The organism is Lysobacter sp. CCNWLW3 (genome assembly GCF_036697405.1).
Lineage (GTDB): Bacteria > Pseudomonadota > Gammaproteobacteria > Xanthomonadales > Xanthomonadaceae > Lysobacter.
On the sequence record NZ_JBAHWA010000001.1, the window covers coordinates 889,825 to 906,794 of the forward strand.

Below are 16,970 nucleotides of genomic sequence, written 5' to 3' on the forward strand. Positions count from 1 at the left end.
CAAATCTCCTGCGGGGTTCAGGCTGCGAGCGTAGCGCGGCAGTCGTGTTCGAGTTCGCGTGCCAGCGCATGGGCGCTGGCCGCGGCGTCTTGGTGGGCGGCCGACAAGGCGGTCAGCGGCAGGCGCAGGCCATGGCCGAAGCCCTGGCGGGCGAGCACGGCCTTGACCGGGATCGGATTGGATTCGACGCCGAGGAAGTCGTACAGCGGCGCCAGGCGCGCGTCCCAGGCCTGGGCCTCTTCGCCGCGGCCGGCCCGGGCCAGGTCGGCCAAGCGCCGGAACGAAGCCGGGACCACGTTGGAGGCGACCGAAATGATGCCGTCGGCGCCGGCCAGCATCGCCCGGCAGGCGGTCGGGTCGTCGCCGCTGAGTACGGCGAAGTCCGAGGCCCGCAGCGCGAGCAGCGCGCTCATGCGCTCGGCCTCGCTGCGCGCTTCCTTGATGCCGACGATGCGCGGATGACCGGCCAGCTGGGCCACGGTCTCCGGCAGCAGGTCGCAGCCGGTGCGGCCGGGCACGTTGTACAGCACCACCGGCAAGGCGCCGTCGTCGGCGATCGCGCGGTAGTGGGCGACCAGGCCGGGCTGGGTCGGACGCACGTAGGGCGGCGTCACCACCAGGGCGGCGTCGGCGCCCAGCGCGGCGACGCGGCGGGTCAGTTCGATGGTTTTGGCGGTATTGGACAGGCCGGTGCCGGCCAGCACCGGGATGCGCCCGGCGACCAGCTCCACCGCGGTGCGCAGCAGGGTGTCGTATTCGGGGTCGTGCAGGGCCGCGGCTTCGCCGGTGGAACCGGCGACCACGACGGCCTGGGTGCCGCCGTCGAGCTGCGCGGCCAGCAGGGCGCGCCAAGCGTCGAGGTCGAGTTCGCCGGCCGCGTCGAACGGCGTGGCCAGCGCGGTGATGCTGCCGGAGAGTCGCAAATGAGGGCCTTCGCGCGGAGCGCTGTGTGAGCGGCGGCACGGTACGCCGCCAACAACCGATGTTACTGCCTTGCGATGTTACTTGCGGGCCGAAAGCGCGGGCAAGTATGCTGGCTTCAAGCCGCAGCCCGTGCGCGGGCCGCCGTTCAGTATCCGAGCCACCCGCTCCCCTTGCAGGCGCCGCCTTGACCGATTCCGCTGCCCGGCCGTCGCCGAACGAAAATCACCTCCTGATCAACGCCTATACGACGCATCCGGAGTCGCCGCTGTTGTCGGTGACGCGGCGGATCGCCGATTCGGGCTGCAACCTGGTCGACGCACGCCTGTCCACGGTGGGCCGCGACGTCTCCGTGACCGCGCTCGCCGTAGGGTCCTGGGACGCGGTCGCCAAGCTCGAGGCCATGCTCACCCGCCTGGAGCGCGAGGAAGGCCTGAAGCTGGTCTGGTACCGCACCGGGCCCAAGCAGGTGCAATCCAATCTGCTGCCCTACATCGTCGAGGTGGTCGCGGCCGACAAACCGGGGATCCTGTTCCAGCTCGCCGACTTCTTCGATCGCCAGGGCATCACCATCGAGAGCCTGCACTGCTCGCGCTACCGCGCCATGCAGACCGGCGCCGACATGTTCTCCGCCCAGGTGACCATCGGCGTGCCGTCGAGCATGCACATCGCCGCGCTGCGCGACGATTTCCTGGAGTTCTGCGATCACTTGAATCTCGATGCCATCATGGACCCGATGAAGTTCTGAGGATCAGACAGCACGCATGCTCGACACCGGCAACCGCCTCGACAAGACCGTCTCCTCCCTGCCCCTGGTGCTGTCCAGCGGCCAGACCGTGCAGCTGAAGGACTACGCCGGCCAATGGCTGGTGCTGTACTTCTACCCCAAGGACAGCACGCCGGGCTGCACCACCGAGGGCCTGGACTTCAACGCCCTGCTGCCCAAGTTCAAGAAGCTGGGCGCGACCGTGCTGGGCGTGTCGCGCGACTCGCTCAAGTCGCATCAGAATTTCTGCGCCAAGCAGGGCTTCAAGTTCGACCTGATCAGCGACAAGGACGAGGCCCTGTGCCAGGCCTTCGGCGTGATCAAGGAAAAGAGCCTGTACGGCCGCAAGTACATCGGCATCGAGCGCAGCACCTTCCTGATCGACCCCAAGGGCGTCATCGCCCAGTCATGGCGCCCGGTGAAAGTGCCGGGTCATGCCCAGGCCGTGCTCGACGCACTGAAGGCTGCACAGACCCAGTGACCGCCCCTTCGATCCTCGTTGCCCGCCGTCCCGCCCCGCGGGCCACGGCGGCGCTGCCTTGCGCGCAAGGCCGCATCACCGCGTTCCACCCGACGTGTCCGCACCGCGCCGCACCCACCTGCCATGAGGCATCGGAATGACCCGAAGCAAGCGCATCTACGTTCTCGACACCAACGTGCTGATGCACGACCCGACCGCGCTGTTCAAGTTCCAGGAGCACGACGTGTACCTGCCGATGCAGGTCATCGAAGAGCTCGACAACGGCAAGAAAGGCACCTCCGAAGCCAGTCGAAACGCGCGCCAGGTCAGCCGCTTCCTGAACGAGCTGATCGAGGTCGAGGGCACCGACAAGATCTCGGTCGGCATCACCCTCAAGCGCCCGCAGGGCCTGCAACTGCGCGGCGAACAGAGCATCGGCAAGCTGCGCTTCCAGACCGGTTCCTTCGACGCCGGCAAGCGCTTCGGCGCGGTGATCCCGGACAACCACATCCTCGGCGCCATCCTCGCCCTCAAGGAGAGCGAGCCCGGCGTGCCGGTGGTGTTCGTGTCCAAGGACATCAACCTGCGGATCAAGGCGGCGATCGCCGGGATCGCCTCGGAGGACTACGAGAACGACCGCGCGCTGGACGATTTCAGCCTGCTCTACACCGGCGCGACCGCGCTGCCGGAGGACTTCTGGCAGCGCCACGGCAAGGACCTCAAGTCCTGGACCGAGAAGGGCCGCACCTACTACGAGATCGCCCGCACCAAGGACGACGACTGGTACCCGAACCAGTTCCTGTTCCTGCCCGGCGACGAGGAGTCCGAGCTCAAGGTCAGCAAGGTCGGCGACGACCGCGTGACCCTGCAGATCGTCGACGACTACCGCCACAACCAGCATGCGGTGTGGGGCATCATCGCGCGCAACCGCGAGCAGAACTTCGCGCTCAACGCGCTGATGGATCCGGAGATCGACTTCGTCACCCTGCTCGGCACCGCCGGCACCGGCAAGACCCTGCTTGCGCTGGCCGCGGGCCTGGCCCAGACCATGGACCAGCAGCGTTACCGCGAAATCATCATGACCCGCGCCACTGTCAGCGTCGGCGAGGACATCGGCTTCCTGCCCGGCACCGAAGAGGAAAAGATGACGCCGTGGATGGGCGCGCTGACCGATAACCTGGAAGTGCTGACCCACAACCAGGAAGGCGGCGCCTGGGGCCGCGCGGCCACCAACGACCTGCTGGCCTCGCGGATCAAGATCCGCTCGATGAACTTCATGCGCGGGCGCACCTTCCTCAGCCGCTGGTTGATCCTGGACGAGGCCCAGAACCTCACCCCGAAGCAGATGAAGACCCTGATCACGCGCGCCGGCCCCGGCACCAAGATCGTCTGCCTGGGCAATGTCGAGCAGATCGACACGCCCTACCTCACCGAGACCACCTCGGGCCTGACCTATGCCGTCGATCGCTTCAAGGGCTGGGCGCACAGCGCGCACGTGACCCTGCGCCGCGGCGAGCGTTCGCGCCTGGCCGACTACGCCTCGGAAGTGCTGTAAGCGCGGCACGAAAAAGGAAGCCGGCCTCGCGGCCGGCTTCCGGGTACTCGCATCCTTGCGCTCGCTCGTTCCGTCAGCGTCCGGGCACGCGGCAGCAGGTCGCGTTGACCTGGTATCCGAGCACGCTCAGCAAGGAACCGACCAGATCGCACTTCCAGCCCACCGGCTGACCGGCGACCACGTTCGGCTCGGAATTGCTGATGCCGATGCCGAGCACGCCGCCGCAACCGCCGCCGGCGGCGGTGTAGCCGGTCGGGCAATTGACGAACTTGGTCTGCAGACCGCCCAGCAGGGCCAGGTTGCCGGACTCCTGCGCGATGGTGCAGTCGAGCGCGGTGGCTTCGGGTTCGATGTAGTAACCGGTCACGTCGATCACGACGTCCGACTGCTGCGTGCTGTACAAGTTGAATTCGGCCGGACAAGCAGGACGGCACAGCCGGATGTGCGACTCGTTGGACATGGTCATGCCGGCGGTGTAGTTCAACGAAGACGCGTTCGGCCTGGCCTGGTCGAACGGATAGGCGGTGAAGTGGCCGTAGATGGCCGGGAATACCGAAGTGATTTTCACGGTCAGCGCCGAGACGTTCTGCGGCAGGCCGCAGTCGGACGAAGCACCGCCTTGCGCGGTAAAGTCGGTGGTAGTGAAAGCGCGGAAGCTGCGCGTACCGTCGGGCGACATCGGTCCTCCCACCACGCGCGTGTCGACGATGCGGCATGGGTTGATCGGCGTATACACCAGATCGCTGCCCGGCGATCCCAGGCTCATGGGCTGTACGCTCGGCTGGCTGCTGGCCGCGCCCATTCCCCCGCCTAGCAGAGCGGCATTCATCTGCTCAAAGCTGGGAGCGCTGGCAGCCGCCTCCAGGTTGGCGATATCGGCGCTCTGCATGGTGGCCTCCATACGCTCGCTCCAGCCGGCCCCCATCGCTCCGTAACTGCGTTCCACATAGGGCGACCATCGGTCGACGATGTCCTGCGCCAGTTCTCCCCGCATGCCTTCCGGCGCCAAACCGGTCGTGTTGGTGCCGAACAGGCCGACACCCACGGCCGCCGCCGGCAGGACCACAGCCAGCAGGGCGATCAGTACTTTGCCTTTCTTACGCATATAACCCCCGTATCCGTAATTTTGAGAGGGCGCCAGATTGCGTTTGACCAGCGGAGATTAATCACCAGAAACACCGAATGCGGGCGCATGCATCGGTAGCGATAATGCTTATCCGGCGTCTGATAATGCCGCAACGTCTGATTTCACTAACGTGAATAGCTGCGCGGGTGACGAAATACGGCATATCGCGCCCATACGCGCCTCGGCGTGTGACGCGTTACTCAATCCACACCAATCGTGCCTCGTACCGCTATCGCGTTAGCGAAACACTCGGGCATGATCCCTGACACTCTTAGGGGAGATCACCCATGGCGGCCCTACCGGAGCGCATACGGCGCGCCCGTACTTTGTCCCGGATTTCCCAACTCGCCCTCGCCAACCTGGTCGGCGTGCAGCGCAGCGCGGTAGCCCAGTGGGAACGCAAGGACGGCAGCCATCCGTCGATGCATCATTTGATCGCGATAGCCTTGGCCACCGGGGTTTGCCTGGAATGGCTGGGCACCGGACGCGGCCCGGTGAAACCCGGCGACGACGCCTGGACCCCGGCCATGCGCACCGACGACTACGCCCAGGACGATATTGAATCGGAGTGTTTGGACTCGCTAAGGAAAATACCTTTCCAGATCAGAAAGCAAATCGTCGGACTTATTACCCTGGTATCGCGGAATTATTGACGCCCCGATCTGGGTATAAACCCCCACGAGCGGACCGAAAATACAGGGCGTGAAAACACCGCATTAATGACCGGTATTTTTGGCCGGCCACCGGTGTCCGCAAATCCGCGGTTTGCGCGAAATACCGGCCCGCTCCGCGGATCGACGATGCGATATCGTCTCCGGACCCGTCCCGAAGCCGCGCCCCGCCCCACGATGACCCCTGCCCCGATTTCCGCCCTCACCATCGCCGGCTCCGACTCCGGCGGCGGCGCCGGCATCCAGGCCGACCTCAAGACCTTCGCCGCCCATCGGGTGCATGGACTGAGCGCGATCGCCGCCCTGACCGCCCAGCACACCCGCGGGGTGAGCGCGGTGCACGTGCCGGACCTGGGCTTCCTGCGCGCCCAGATCGACGCCTGCTTCGAAGACTTCAGGATCGGCGCGGTCAAGCTGGGCATGCTCGCCAACGCCGCGGTCATCGAAACCGTGGCCGAGTCACTGGAGCGTTATCGGCCGCCGCGGCTGGTGCTGGACCCGGTCATGGTCGCGACCTCGGGCGCGCGCCTGCTCGAACCCGAGGCACTGACCGCGTTGCGCACGCGGCTGCTGCCGCTGGCGACCGTGATCACCCCCAACCTGCCCGAGGCCGAGTTGCTGCTGGGCGCTGCCATCCCCGATCAGGCGGCGATGCGCGAAGCGATCGCCGCGCTGCGCGCGCTGGGCGCGAAGGCGGTCCTGCTCAAGGGGGGCCATCTGGCCGGAGACGGCGACGTGGTCGACTACCTCGGCGACGATCGCGGCCTGCACGCGATCGCGCACCCGCGGCTGCGCCTGGAGGCGCACGGCACCGGCTGCACGCTGGCCTCGGCGATCGCGGCGCAGCTAGCGCTGGGCCGCGATCTGCGCCAGGCCTGCGATGCGGCCGCCGACTACGTGCACGCCGCGCTGCGCGGCGGCTACCGCCCCGGACGCGGCGATATCGTCGTCCTCGACCACTACGGCGCCGCCGCGCATGGCTGATCCGATCCAAACGCTGGAACTGCCGCTGCAATCCGAGGACGGCCACCGCTGGCAACTGCTCGCGCGCCTGCCGCGCGCGCCGCAAGCGAGCCTGCTGTGGCTGCCCGCGCTCGGCGTCGCCGCCAAGCACTATCTGCCCTTCGCCGAGGCCCTGGCCGCGCGCGGCATCGCGGTGTTCGTGCACGAATGGCGCGGCAACGGCGGCAGCAACCTGCGCGCGAACCGCGCCCACACCTGGGGCTACCGCGAACTGCTGCTGCAGGATCTGCCGCGCAGCGAGGCGGCGCTGAGTGCGCAGTTGCCGGATCTGGCGCGCATCCTCGGCGGCCACAGCCTGGGCGGACAGCTCGCCTGCTGCCGGCTCGGCCTGCTCACGCGCGAGGCCGCAGCCGACCGGCCGACGCGCCTGTGGCTGGTCGCCAGCGGCGCGCCGTACTGGCGCGCGTTTCCGCCGCGTTCGCGCTGGTGGCTGCCGTTCGCCTATCGCTTCCTGCCCTGGCTCGCGGACCAGCGCGGCGCCCTGCCCGGCCGCAAGGTCGGTTTCGGCGGCGACGAGGCGCGCGGCCTGATCCGCGACTGGGCGCGCAGCGCGCTCAGCGGGCGCTACGCCGCGGCCGGCGTCGATATCGATCTGGAGGCCGCGATGGCGCAGGTCGAGATCGAGGCCCGGGCCCTGGTGCTGGACAGCGATTGGCTGGCGCCGGAATCCTCGCTGCGTTTCCTGTTGTCGAAGCTGCCGCGCACGCAGGCGCAGGTCGATACGCTGGGCGCGGGCATGTTGGGCACGCGCGCCGACCATTTCGCCTGGATGAAGCAGCCCGGCGCGATCGCCGCGGCGCTGATGCGCTAGGCGCTGGAGCCGCCGCGCGCGGCCTTCCGGCTGGTTTTACGCTGAATTTACGCCCGCCGCCGCGGGTGGAATGGAGGTTTTACGGCTGCGGTTTCGACAATGGCGATGTGGCCGATCCGGCTTCGTTCGCAACTCGGAACCCGAAATGTCGATGCAACCGCTGCGCCTGCGCGAGGCGTCCATCCCCCTGATTTTCGCCGTCTGCGGCGGCGCCGGCCTGCTTGCGCTGGGCGCGCGCGCCGATGCCGCCACGCTTGCCGGCAACGCCGCATTGACCACCGATTACGTATGGCGCGGCAGCACCCAGACCCAGGGCGATCCGGCCGCGCAAGCCGGTTTCAAGTTCGCCGGCGATTCCGGCTTCTACGGCTCGGTGTGGGGTTCCAACGTCGAGTTCGCGCCGGCCACCCACGCCAGCAGCGAACTCGACTTCACCGCCGGCTGGGCCGGCAAGCTCTCCAACGACTTTGCGCTGGACGTCAACGTCCTGCACTACCGCTATCCCTCGACCACGGTCGATCTCAACTGGACCGAGCTCAACGGCACCCTGACCTACGCCGACAACTACTGGCTGTCGCTGGGGTATTCGAACGAAGCCCTGGGCAGCCGCGACAGCGGCGTCTACACCCAACTGGGCGCGAAGTTCCCGATCAACGACAAGTTCCGCCTCGAAGCCGCCGCCGGCTACTACTACCTCGACGAGGTCTACGACGAGAGCTACGCGCATGCGCAGCTCAGCGCGGCATGGGCGATCAAGGCGCCGCTGGAGCTGCGCCTGAGCGCGCACGCCACCGATTCGGGCGCCAGGAAGATCTTCGGCGACGACTTCGCAGGCGACCGCATCGAAGCGGCGCTGCAGGCGTCCTTCTAAGGAGTCACGACTATGCCCGGTTGGCTTGCCCTGGTGTGCGCGGTGTCGGCCCTGGTGGTCGCCGCCTACCTCCTCTATGTCGTCCTGCGCCCGGAAGACTTCTAGGCACGACGGCGACGCGCGGGGCCGGGACGGCTCCGCGGCGGCTCTCCTCGCGCGGGGCCATCGAACCTGGCGGTTCGAATCGGCCCCGCGCACCATCCGCGCCGCTCCTGGACGGGTCGGCGCGGATCACCTTCCGTTGGGTTGACGACGATGATCGACATCTTTCTTGTATTCGCGCTCGCGATCGGCCTGGGCTGGCCCTTGGGCCTGTATCTGGCCCGCGTGATGCGCGGCGCGCCCTCGAAGCTCGACCGCGTGTTCGGGCCGTTCGAGCGCGCGATCTACCGTGCGCTCGCCACCGACCCGGCGCGCGGCATGAGTTGGCGCGGCTATGCCCGCGCCTTCGTGCTGAGCAACCTGGTGCTGGCGGCGCTGGTGTGGCTGCAGTTCATGACCCAGGCCTGGCTGCCCCTGAACCCGGACGGCATCCCCAACCTGCGTTGGGATACCGCCCTGCACACGATGGTGTCGTTCCTGACCAACACCAACCAGCAGCACTACTCCGGCCAGGCGCAGCTGAGCTACCTCTCGCAGATGGTCGGCATCGTCGGCCTGCAGGTGGTGACGCCGATGATGGGCCTGGCGATGGTCGTGGCCACCTTGCGCGGCCTGTTCGGCGGGCGTCAGGCGCTGGAATCCTGTCAGGAGGCGGGCGATGCCGCCTGCGATGCGCCCGCGAATCAAGAGCCGACGACCGGGCCGGTGTACGGCGCGCGCCGAGCGGCCAAGCCCAGCCTTCCCAGCGAGGGCGAAGCGCGCGACCTGGGCAACTACTGGGTCGATGTAACCCGCGCCACGCTGCGCTTCATGCTGCCGCTGTGCCTGCTGTGGACGTTGATGCTGACCGCGCAGGGCGTGCCCGCCACGCTCGCGGCCGGCCCCAGCGTGCAACCGATCGACGCCACGGTGCAGATGAAGCAACAGAAGATCCCGCTGGGGCCGGTCGCGCCCATGGTCGCGGCCAAGCAACTGGGCACCAACGGCGGCGGCTGGTACGGCCCCAACAGCACGGTGCCGCTGGAGAACCCGACGCCGTTGTCCAATCTGCTGGAGATCCTCGCGATCGTCCTGATTCCGGTCGCCGTGACCTTCATGATCGGCCCCTTCACCGGCCGCCGCCGCCTCACCGCGATGGTGTTCGGCAGCATGCTGCTGATGTCGGCGATCTCCACCGGCGCCGCGGTATGGTCGGAGGCCTACTCGCCGACCGGTGCCGACAGCGCATTGATGGAGGGCAAGGAAGTCCGCTTCGGCGCCACCACCTCGGCGCTGTGGACGGCGGTCACCACCCAGACCAGCAACGGCTCGGTCAACGCCATGCACGACTCGCTGGCGCCGCTGACCGGCGGCGTGGCCCTGGTCAACATGCTGGTCAACGCGATCTGGGGCGGCATCGGCTGCGGCCTGCAGCAGTTCCTGGTCTACCTGTTGCTGGCGGTGTTCCTGGCCGGCCTGATGACCGGACGCACGCCCGAGCTGTTCGGCCGCAAGATCGAAGCGCCCGAGGTGCGCCTGCTGGCGCTGCTGATCCTGCTGCAACCGCTGGTGGTGCTGGGCTTCACCGCCGCGACCCTGGCGCTGCCGTCGATCACCGGCAATTCCAATCCGGGCTTCCACGGCATCTCGCAGGTGTTCTACGAGTACACCTCGGCCTTCGCCAACAACGGCTCGGGTTTCGAAGGCCTGGGCGACGCGACCTACTGGTGGAACCTGAGCTGTTCGGCGGTGCTGGCGCTGGGCCGCTATCCGGCGCTGATCCTGCCCCTGGCGGTGGCCGGCCTGCTGGCGCGCAAGCGCGTCGCGCCGGAAGGCAGCGGCACCCTGCACGTCGAAACGCCGACTTTCGCCCTGACCCTGATCGCGGTGATCGCAATCCTGACCGTACTGCAATTCATGCCTGCGCTGGTGCTGGGCCCGGTGGCCGATCACCTGTCGCTGGCCGCCGTGTCGACCGCCGCCGCGCCGTCGCCGGCTCTCTGAGGTAATGACCGTGAGCGAACACATTCATCTGGGTACCCAACGCCGCCATGCCGCGGCCGGGCTGGACGGCGCGGCTGTGCGCATCGCCCTGCTCGAATCCTTCCGCAAGCTGTCGCCGCGCCAGGCCCTGCGCAGTCCGGTGATGGCGGTCGTGCTGCTGGGCACGATCCTGTCGGCGCTGATCACCGCGGCCGTGCCGGGCAAGCTCGGCTTCGGTATCGCCGTCACCCTGGTCCTGTTCGTCACCGTGCTGTTCGCGAACTTCGCCGAGGCCGTGGCCGAAGCGCGCGGCCGCGGCCAGGCCGCGTCCCTGCGCGCCGCGCGCCGCGACCTGGTCGCGCGCCGTCTCGACGACGCCCGCGCGGAGACGCGCGTCGCCGCCACCCAGCTCAAGCCGGGCGATCTGGTGATCGTGTCGGAGAACGAGCTGATCCCGGCCGACGGCGAGATCGTCGAAGGCGTGGCCACCATCAACGAATCGGCGGTCACCGGCGAATCCGCGCCGGTGCTGCGCGAGGCCGGCACCGACCGCTCCGGCGTGATCGGCGGCACCAAGGTGCTGTCGGACCAGATCGTGGTGCGGGTCAGCGCCGAGCCGGGCGGCAGCTTCCTCGACCGCATGATCGCGCTGGTCGAGGGCGCCAACCGCCAGAAGACCCCGAACGAAATCGCCCTGACCATGCTGCTGGCGGCGATGACGCTGACCTTCCTGATCGTGGTCGCGAGCCTGCCGCTGCTGGCCGGTTTCGTCGGCGCCAAGCTCGACCCGCTGCTGCTGATCGCGCTGTTGGTATGCCTGATCCCGACCACGATCGGCGGGTTGCTGCCGGCGATCGGCATCGCCGGCATGAACCGGGCGCTGGCGGCCAACGTGCTGGCCAAGTCCGGCAAGGCGGTGGAAGTGGCCGGCGACGTCGACGTGTTGCTGCTGGACAAGACCGGCACCATCACCCACGGCGACCGCCAGGCCACCGCCTTCCATCCGCTGGCCGGCATCGACCGCAGCCAGCTGCGCGACGCCGCGCTGTTGTCGTCGCTGGCCGATCCGACCCCGGAGGGCAAGTCGATCGTGCGCCTGGCGCGCGAGCAGCAAAGCACGGTCGCCGAACCCGAGCGCGCGCACTACCTGCAGTTCACCGCGCAGACGCGCATGTCCGGCGTCGACCTGGAAGACGGCCGCGCGATCCGCAAGGGCGCCGGCGACGCGATCGGCCAGTACGTGCGGTCGCAGGGCGGCCAGATCGTGCCGGAACTCGCCGCGCGCATCGAACAGGTCGCGCGCGGCGGCGCCACCCCGCTGGTGGTGTCCGAAGGGCGCCATATCCTGGGCGTGGTCGAGCTGTCGGACGTGGTCAAGCACGGCGTCAAGGAACGTTTCGCCAGGCTACGGGCGATGGGCGTGCGCACGGTGATGATCACCGGCGACAACCCGCTGACCGCCGCCGCGATCGCCGCCGAGGCCGGCGTCGACGATTACATCGCAGAGGCGCGGCCGGAGGACAAGCTCGCGCGCATCCGTGCCGAGCAGGCCGGCGGCCGCCTGGTCGCGATGGTCGGCGACGGCACCAACGACGCCCCGGCCCTGGCCCAGGCCGACGTCGGCCTGGCCATGAACTCGGGCACCCAGGCCGCCAAGGAGGCCGGCAACATGGTCGATCTGGATTCGGATCCGGCCAAGCTGCTGGCGGTGGTCGAGGTCGGCAAGCAGCAGCTGATCACGCGCGGCGCGCTGACCACGTTCTCGCTGGCCAACGACGTGTCCAAGTACTTCGCGATCCTGCCGGCGCTGTTCGCCGCGGCGATCCCGCAGATGGCCGCGCTCAACGTGATGCGCCTGTCCAGCCCGAGCAACGCGGTGCTGGCGGCGCTGATCTTCAACGCCCTCATCATCCCGGCGCTGATTCCGTTGGCCCTGGCCGGGGTGCGCTTCAAGCCCGCCAGCGCGGTCGTGCTGCTGCGCCGGAACATGCTGATCTACGGCGTCGGCGGCGTGTTGCTGCCGTTCGTGGGCATCAAGTTGATCGACATGATCCTGGCCGCGATCTCCTGATCTCCGACGCCCATACGCTTCCTAGGAATTCCGATGAGCACCACATCTGCTCCCCAAGCCATCGTCGTCGACGACCGCATCGCGCCGCGCGCGCCCCTGCTGTTCGCCCTGCTCGTCCTGCTCGGCTTCGGCCTGCTGTACTCCCTGGTCGGCACCGCGCTGGGCCGGCTCGCCTTTCCCTGGCAGGCCACCGGCAGCCTGGCGATGCAGGACGGCCAGGCGCGCGGTTCGACCCTGGTCGCGCAGCCGTTCGCCGACGCCCGCTACTTCCAGCCGCGTCCGTCGGCGGCCAACTACGATCCCATGGCCGCCGCCGGCAGCAACCAGGCGCGCAGCAACCCGGATCTGCGCAAGCGCATCGCCGAGACCGCGGCCGCCGTCGCCGCGCGCGACGGCATCGCGCTGGCCGAGGTACCGGCCGAACTGACCACCCAGTCGGGCGGCGGCCTGGACCCGCATCTGTCGCCGCGCGCGGCGCAGGTGCAGGTCGCGCGTGTCGCCAAGGCGCGCGGCCTTTCCGCGGCGGAGGTCGACGCGATGGTGGTCGCGCACACGCAGCCCCGCCAATTCGGCCTGCTCGGCGAGCCGCGCGTCAACGTGCTGGAACTCAACCTGGCCCTGGACGCCCGCCGCTAGGCGCCGCCTGGTTCCTCTCCCCGACACGGGAGAGGACCGGGTCGCGCGGCAGGCATCCGGCTCTCCTGGCAATACCGGCGAGACTTCGCCGGCATCTTCACTACGCCGCGCGCGAACCGGAGCGCACAATGCCGTCCATGACCGATGCCCGCAGCGCTCAGGCCGACGCCCTGATCGGCGAACTCCAACGCCAGGGCGCCGGCCGCCTGACCATCTTCCTCGGCGCCGCGCCCGGTGTAGGCAAGACCTACAGCATGCTCGGCCGCGCGCGCGAACTGCAGCGCCGCGGCACCGAGGTCGTGATCGGCATCGTCGAGACCCACGGCCGCGCCGAAACCGGCGCCCTGCTCGAGGGCCTGGAGCTGTTGCCGCGCAAGCGCATCGAATACCAGGGCCGCACGATCGAGGAGATGGACCTCGACGCCCTGCTCGCGCGCCGGCCCAAGCTGGCGCTGGTCGACGAACTGGCGCATCGCAACGCGCCCGGCAGCCGCCACGAGCGGCGCTGGCAGGACGTGGTCGAGCTGCTCGACGCCGGCATCGACGTCTACAGCACGGTCAACATCCAGCACCTGGAAAGCCTCAACGATGTCGTCCACCGCATCACCGGCGTGCGCGTCGGCGAGACCGTGCCCGATGCCCTGTTCGACCGCCTGCGCGACATCGTCCTGGTCGATCTGCCGCCGCGCGAACTGATCGAACGCCTGCAACAGGGCAAGGTCTACGTGCCCGAACAGGCCGCGCACGCGCTGCAGGCCTTCTTCTCGCCCAGCAACCTGACCGCGCTGCGCGAACTGGCGATGCAGACCGCCGCCGACCGCGTCGACAGCGACCTGCGCGAGGCCCAGACCGCGCGCGGCCTGCCCGGCGTGCCGCTGCGTCGCGGCGTGCTGGTGGCGATCGACGGCCGCGGCCAGTCCGAATACCTGGTGCGGATCGCGCGCCGCCTGGCCGAACGCCGCGATGCGACCTGGACCGTGGTCACGGTGCAGACCGGCGCCGCGCCGCCGGACGCGCAGCAACTCGAACTCGACCGCGCCTTCGCGCTCGCGCGCCGGCTCGGCGGCGACGCGGTGGTCTTGCACGGCGCTAGCATCGTCGACGCCCTGCTCGACCACGCCGCGCGCACCGGCGTGAGCGCGATCGTGCTGGGGCGCACGCGCGAGCGCCCGGTCGCGCGCATGTTCAACCGCACCCTCACCCAGCAACTGATCCAACGCGGCGCGCACTACGAACTGACCATCGTCAGCACGCCGGAGGCGCGCGCCAAGGCGCGCCGCGCGCTGCGCCCGCTCAGCGGCCTGCTGAACCGCTCCGACGCCGGCCTGGCGGTGATCGCGGCGGCGATGGCGACCGCTCTGGCCTGGATCGCCGAACGCTGGATCGGCCTGGACGACCTGTCGCTGATCTTCATCGTCGCGGTGGTCGTGGTGGCCGCGCGCACACGCATGACCGCGGCGGTGATCGCGGCGGTGCTGTGCTTCTTCGCCTACAACTTCTTCTTCATCGAACCGCGCTTCACCCTGCTGATCGGCGCCAGCCAGGGCGTGACCACGGTGGTGCTGTTCCTGGTCGCGGCGCTGGTCGCCGGCCGGCTGGCATCGAAGCTGCGCATGCAGGTGTTGGCGCTGCGCGCGGCCAACGCCCACGCGATCGCGCTGCAGACCCTGGGCCGCCAGCTCGCCGCCGCCGCCGACCTGGGCCAGGTGACCCAGGCCGGGCGCGACGCGCTGCGGCGCTCGCTGGGCGCGGACGCGATCGTGCGCATCGGCGACGCCGGCCTGCACGGCGCCGACCTGCCCGAACTGAGCGACAAGGACCGCGCCGCCGCCGACTGGAGCCTGCGTCACCGCCAGCCGGCCGGACGCTACACCGACACCCTGGCCGGCTCGGACTGGTGGTTCCTGCCGCTGGCCAGCGGCGGCGACGGCGGCGTGATCGGCCTGCGCTTCCCGCAGCGCACCGGCCGCCTCGGCCCAGAGCAGCAGCGCCTGGCCGAAGCCATGGCCGAGGACATCGCCCAGGCGGCGGTGCGCACGCGCCTGGTCGCCGACCTCGAGAACGCGCGCGTCAGCGGCGAGACCGAGCGCCTGCGCTCGGCGCTGCTGTCGTCGGTGTCGCACGACCTGCGCTCGCCGCTGGCGGCGATCATCGGCGCCGCCAGCAGCCTGGACAACTACGCCGAGGCGATGAGCCGCGAGGACCGCCACAGCCTGCTGGAAACGGTGCGCATCGAAGGCGAGCGCCTGGACCGCTACATCCAGAACCTGCTGGACATGACCCGGCTCGGCCACGGCGGGCTCACCCTCAACCGCGATTGGATCGGCGTCGACGAACTGATCGGTTCGGCGGTCACGCGCCTGCAGCGCTACCAGCCCGGCGCGCGTTTCGAATTGCAGCTGGAGCCCGAACTGGGGCCGATCTGGGTGCATCCGGCCCTGGTCGAACAGGCGCTGTTCAACGTGCTGGAAAACGCCGCCAAGTTCTCGCCCGCGGGCGCGGCGGTGACCGTGGAAGCGCGCCGCGTCGACGGCCAATTGCGCATCGACGTGCGCGACAGGGGCCCCGGCATCCCCGAGGACGAGCGCAAGCGCATCTTCGACATGTTCTACAGCGTCGAGCGCGGCGACCGCGGCCGCCAGGGCACCGGCCTGGGCCTGGCGATCTGCCAGGGCATGATCGGCGCCCATGGCGGCAGCGTCGAGGCGCTGCCCGGCGCCGATGGCCGCGGCACCACGATCCGCATTACCCTGCCTCCCATCGAACCCGCCGCGCCCGCCACCGCATGACCGAGGACACCGCCGCCAGCGCCGCCACCCAGACCGCACGCGTGCTGGTGGTCGACGACGAGCCGCAGATCCGCAAATTCCTCGACATCAGCCTGCGTGCGCAGGGCTACGCGGTGGAAACCGCCGACACCGGCGGCGGCGGCCTGGAGGCGCTGGCCACGCACGGCGCCGATCTGGTGATCCTCGATCTCGGCCTGCCCGACCGCGACGGCCATGAAGTGCTGCGCGAGCTGCGCCAATGGTCGTCGGTGCCGGTGATCCTGCTGACCGTGCGCGCGGGCGAAGCCGAGAAGGTCGCCGCGCTGGACGCCGGCGCCAACGACTACGTGACCAAACCCTTCGGCGTGCAGGAACTGATGGCGCGCGTGCGCGCCCTGCTGCGCTCGCACGCGAGCCAGGGCGAGGCCCTGCCGGTGTTCGACGATGGCCGCCTGCGCATCGACCTGGCCCGGCGCGAGGTCCGCCTGGACGGCGAGAGCGTCGCCCTGGCGCGCAAGGAATACGCCCTGCTCGCCCTGCTGGTCCAGCACGCCGGGCGCGTGGTCACCCAGCCGCAGCTGCTGCGCGAGCTGTGGGGGCCGACCCATCAGCACGACACCCACTACCTGCGCATCTTGGTCGGGAAGCTACGCCACAAACTGGGCGACGACGCGGCCGCGCCGCGCTACATCGTCACCGAACCGGGCGTGGGGCTGCGCTTCATCGAACGGCCTTGAGCTGGGCGGGAGCGGGCGTCGGCTGAACCGACGCGGGCTTGATCGCGCTTTTCGGGTGCGCGCCCATGCCGTCCATGAGCGGCGGGCCCGCGCACGATCGGATTCGCATCCGCTGGCGAGCCGATGCGCTTAAGTCGCTGGATCCCCGCCTTCGCGGGGATGACGGATCGGAATATTCGTGAGGACGGGCGTTCGCTGCGATAAAACCGGCGCGCGCGGCGACAAACGGATGCTCGCAGCGTGCGTGAGCTCTCCGAGTCGTAGGTGGGAATCTGTCGAATCCAGAGCGGGGTGGGCCGGCGCAGGAGCGGGGTCGCACCGTCGGCGAGCCGATGCGCTTAAGTCGCTGGATCCCCGCCCTCGCGGGGATGACGGATCGGAATATTCGTGAGGACGGGCGTTCGCTGCGATAGAACCGGCGCGCGCGGCGACAAACGGATGCTCGCAGCGTGCGTGAGCTCTCCGAGTCGTAGGTGGGAATCTGTCGAAT

15 protein-coding genes are annotated in these 16,970 nt (G+C 69.3%); 13 read left to right on the top strand and 2 right to left on the bottom strand.

Annotated elements, in window-relative coordinates:
* Window positions 1-17 precede the first annotated feature (17 nt).
* Window positions 18-923, bottom strand: coding sequence for a 4-hydroxy-tetrahydrodipicolinate synthase (gene dapA, locus V1318_RS04015; RefSeq protein ID WP_332937884.1), 906 nt, complete (start codon window positions 921-923; stop codon window positions 18-20).
* A 107-nt stretch (window positions 924-1,030) separates the two neighbouring features.
* On the opposite strand from dapA, the gene V1318_RS04020 reads away from it, so the two are divergent.
* The 3 genes from V1318_RS04020 to V1318_RS04030 all read left to right on the top strand — a co-directional run bounded on the left by V1318_RS04020 (window position 1,031) and on the right by V1318_RS04030 (window position 3,702).
* Window positions 1,031-1,669, top strand: coding sequence for a glycine cleavage system protein R (locus V1318_RS04020; protein WP_156087727.1), 639 nt, complete (start codon window positions 1,031-1,033; stop codon window positions 1,667-1,669).
* 16 nt (window positions 1,670-1,685) lie between these two features.
* Window positions 1,686-2,168 (top strand): peroxiredoxin, encoded by a 483-nt coding sequence (locus V1318_RS04025; RefSeq protein ID WP_332937885.1) that lies wholly within the window; start codon window positions 1,686-1,688, stop codon window positions 2,166-2,168.
* A gap of 136 nt (window positions 2,169-2,304) precedes the next feature.
* On the top strand, window positions 2,305-3,702 hold the full coding sequence (locus V1318_RS04030; protein ID WP_332937886.1) for a PhoH family protein: 1,398 nt from the start codon (window positions 2,305-2,307) through the stop codon (window positions 3,700-3,702).
* Window positions 3,703-3,775: 73 nt separating this feature from the next.
* Here the strand turns inward: V1318_RS04030 and V1318_RS04035 are convergent, their stop codons facing one another.
* Window positions 3,776-4,807, bottom strand: coding sequence for a hypothetical protein (locus tag V1318_RS04035; RefSeq protein WP_332937888.1), 1,032 nt, complete (start codon window positions 4,805-4,807; stop codon window positions 3,776-3,778).
* Window positions 4,808-5,115: 308 nt separating this feature from the next.
* Between V1318_RS04035 and V1318_RS04040 the strand changes: the two genes are divergently transcribed.
* The 10 genes from V1318_RS04040 to V1318_RS04085 all read left to right on the top strand — a co-directional run bounded on the left by V1318_RS04040 (window position 5,116) and on the right by V1318_RS04085 (window position 16,480).
* Window positions 5,116-5,481 carry a helix-turn-helix transcriptional regulator gene (locus V1318_RS04040; protein ID WP_332937890.1) on the top strand — a complete coding sequence of 122 codons (366 nt, stop codon included), beginning with the start codon at window positions 5,116-5,118 and terminating at the stop codon, window positions 5,479-5,481.
* A 195-nt stretch (window positions 5,482-5,676) separates the two neighbouring features.
* Entirely contained in the window at window positions 5,677-6,483 is an 807-nt protein-coding gene (thiD, locus tag V1318_RS04045; protein ID WP_332937892.1) for a bifunctional hydroxymethylpyrimidine kinase/phosphomethylpyrimidine kinase, read from the top strand.
* Entirely contained in the window at window positions 6,476-7,333 is an 858-nt protein-coding gene (locus V1318_RS04050; RefSeq protein WP_332937893.1) for an alpha/beta hydrolase, read from the top strand. Before thiD ends, V1318_RS04050 begins: the two co-directional genes overlap by 8 nt.
* Window positions 7,334-7,478: 145 nt before the next feature.
* Complete coding sequence (locus V1318_RS04055; protein WP_332937894.1) at window positions 7,479-8,204, top strand: TorF family putative porin; 726 nt, start codon at window positions 7,479-7,481, stop codon at window positions 8,202-8,204.
* A 12-nt stretch (window positions 8,205-8,216) separates the two neighbouring features.
* Window positions 8,217-8,309, top strand: coding sequence for a potassium-transporting ATPase subunit F (locus V1318_RS04060; protein WP_332937895.1), 93 nt, complete (start codon window positions 8,217-8,219; stop codon window positions 8,307-8,309).
* A gap of 150 nt (window positions 8,310-8,459) precedes the next feature.
* Window positions 8,460-10,289 (top strand): potassium-transporting ATPase subunit KdpA, encoded by a 1,830-nt coding sequence (gene kdpA, locus V1318_RS04065; RefSeq protein WP_332937896.1) that lies wholly within the window; start codon window positions 8,460-8,462, stop codon window positions 10,287-10,289.
* Window positions 10,290-10,317: 28 nt separating this feature from the next.
* Window positions 10,318-12,339 (top strand): potassium-transporting ATPase subunit KdpB, encoded by a 2,022-nt coding sequence (kdpB, locus tag V1318_RS04070; protein ID WP_332938343.1) that lies wholly within the window; start codon window positions 10,318-10,320, stop codon window positions 12,337-12,339.
* 33 nt (window positions 12,340-12,372) lie between these two features.
* Window positions 12,373-12,975: a potassium-transporting ATPase subunit KdpC gene (gene kdpC / locus V1318_RS04075; protein WP_332937898.1), complete on the top strand. Its 603-nt coding sequence runs from the start codon at window positions 12,373-12,375 to the stop codon at window positions 12,973-12,975.
* A 137-nt stretch (window positions 12,976-13,112) separates the two neighbouring features.
* Window positions 13,113-15,764, top strand: coding sequence for a sensor histidine kinase KdpD (locus V1318_RS04080; protein ID WP_332937899.1), 2,652 nt, complete (start codon window positions 13,113-13,115; stop codon window positions 15,762-15,764).
* The gene (locus V1318_RS04085) at window positions 15,761-16,480 is read left to right on the top strand and encodes a response regulator (protein ID WP_332937900.1); all 720 of its coding nucleotides are present in this window, start codon (window positions 15,761-15,763) and stop codon (window positions 16,478-16,480) included. The genes V1318_RS04080 and V1318_RS04085 overlap by 4 nt, the downstream gene beginning before the upstream one ends.
* The last annotated feature ends 490 nt before the right edge of the window (window positions 16,481-16,970 follow it).

Excerpts from the sequence above, each read along its gene's own strand:
- V1318_RS04020 (WP_156087727.1), top strand. The coding sequence starts at position 1,031 with ATGCTGGCTTCAAGCCGCAGCCCGTGCGCGGGCCGCCGTTCAGTATCC.
- V1318_RS04025 (WP_332937885.1), top strand. The coding sequence starts at position 1,686 with ATGCTCGACACCGGCAACCGCCTCGACAAGACCGTCTCCTCCCTGCCC.
- V1318_RS04030 (WP_332937886.1), top strand. The coding sequence starts at position 2,305 with ATGACCCGAAGCAAGCGCATCTACGTTCTCGACACCAACGTGCTGATG.
- V1318_RS04035 (WP_332937888.1), bottom strand. The coding sequence starts at position 4,807 with ATGCGTAAGAAAGGCAAAGTACTGATCGCCCTGCTGGCTGTGGTCCTG.
- V1318_RS04040 (WP_332937890.1), top strand. The coding sequence starts at position 5,116 with ATGGCGGCCCTACCGGAGCGCATACGGCGCGCCCGTACTTTGTCCCGG.
- thiD (WP_332937892.1), top strand. The coding sequence starts at position 5,677 with ATGACCCCTGCCCCGATTTCCGCCCTCACCATCGCCGGCTCCGACTCC.
- V1318_RS04050 (WP_332937893.1), top strand. The coding sequence starts at position 6,476 with ATGGCTGATCCGATCCAAACGCTGGAACTGCCGCTGCAATCCGAGGAC.
- V1318_RS04055 (WP_332937894.1), top strand. The coding sequence starts at position 7,479 with ATGTCGATGCAACCGCTGCGCCTGCGCGAGGCGTCCATCCCCCTGATT.
- V1318_RS04060 (WP_332937895.1), top strand. The coding sequence starts at position 8,217 with ATGCCCGGTTGGCTTGCCCTGGTGTGCGCGGTGTCGGCCCTGGTGGTC.
- kdpA (WP_332937896.1), top strand. The coding sequence starts at position 8,460 with ATGATCGACATCTTTCTTGTATTCGCGCTCGCGATCGGCCTGGGCTGG.
- kdpC (WP_332937898.1), top strand. The coding sequence starts at position 12,373 with ATGAGCACCACATCTGCTCCCCAAGCCATCGTCGTCGACGACCGCATC.
- V1318_RS04080 (WP_332937899.1), top strand. The coding sequence starts at position 13,113 with ATGACCGATGCCCGCAGCGCTCAGGCCGACGCCCTGATCGGCGAACTC.
- V1318_RS04085 (WP_332937900.1), top strand. The coding sequence starts at position 15,761 with ATGACCGAGGACACCGCCGCCAGCGCCGCCACCCAGACCGCACGCGTG.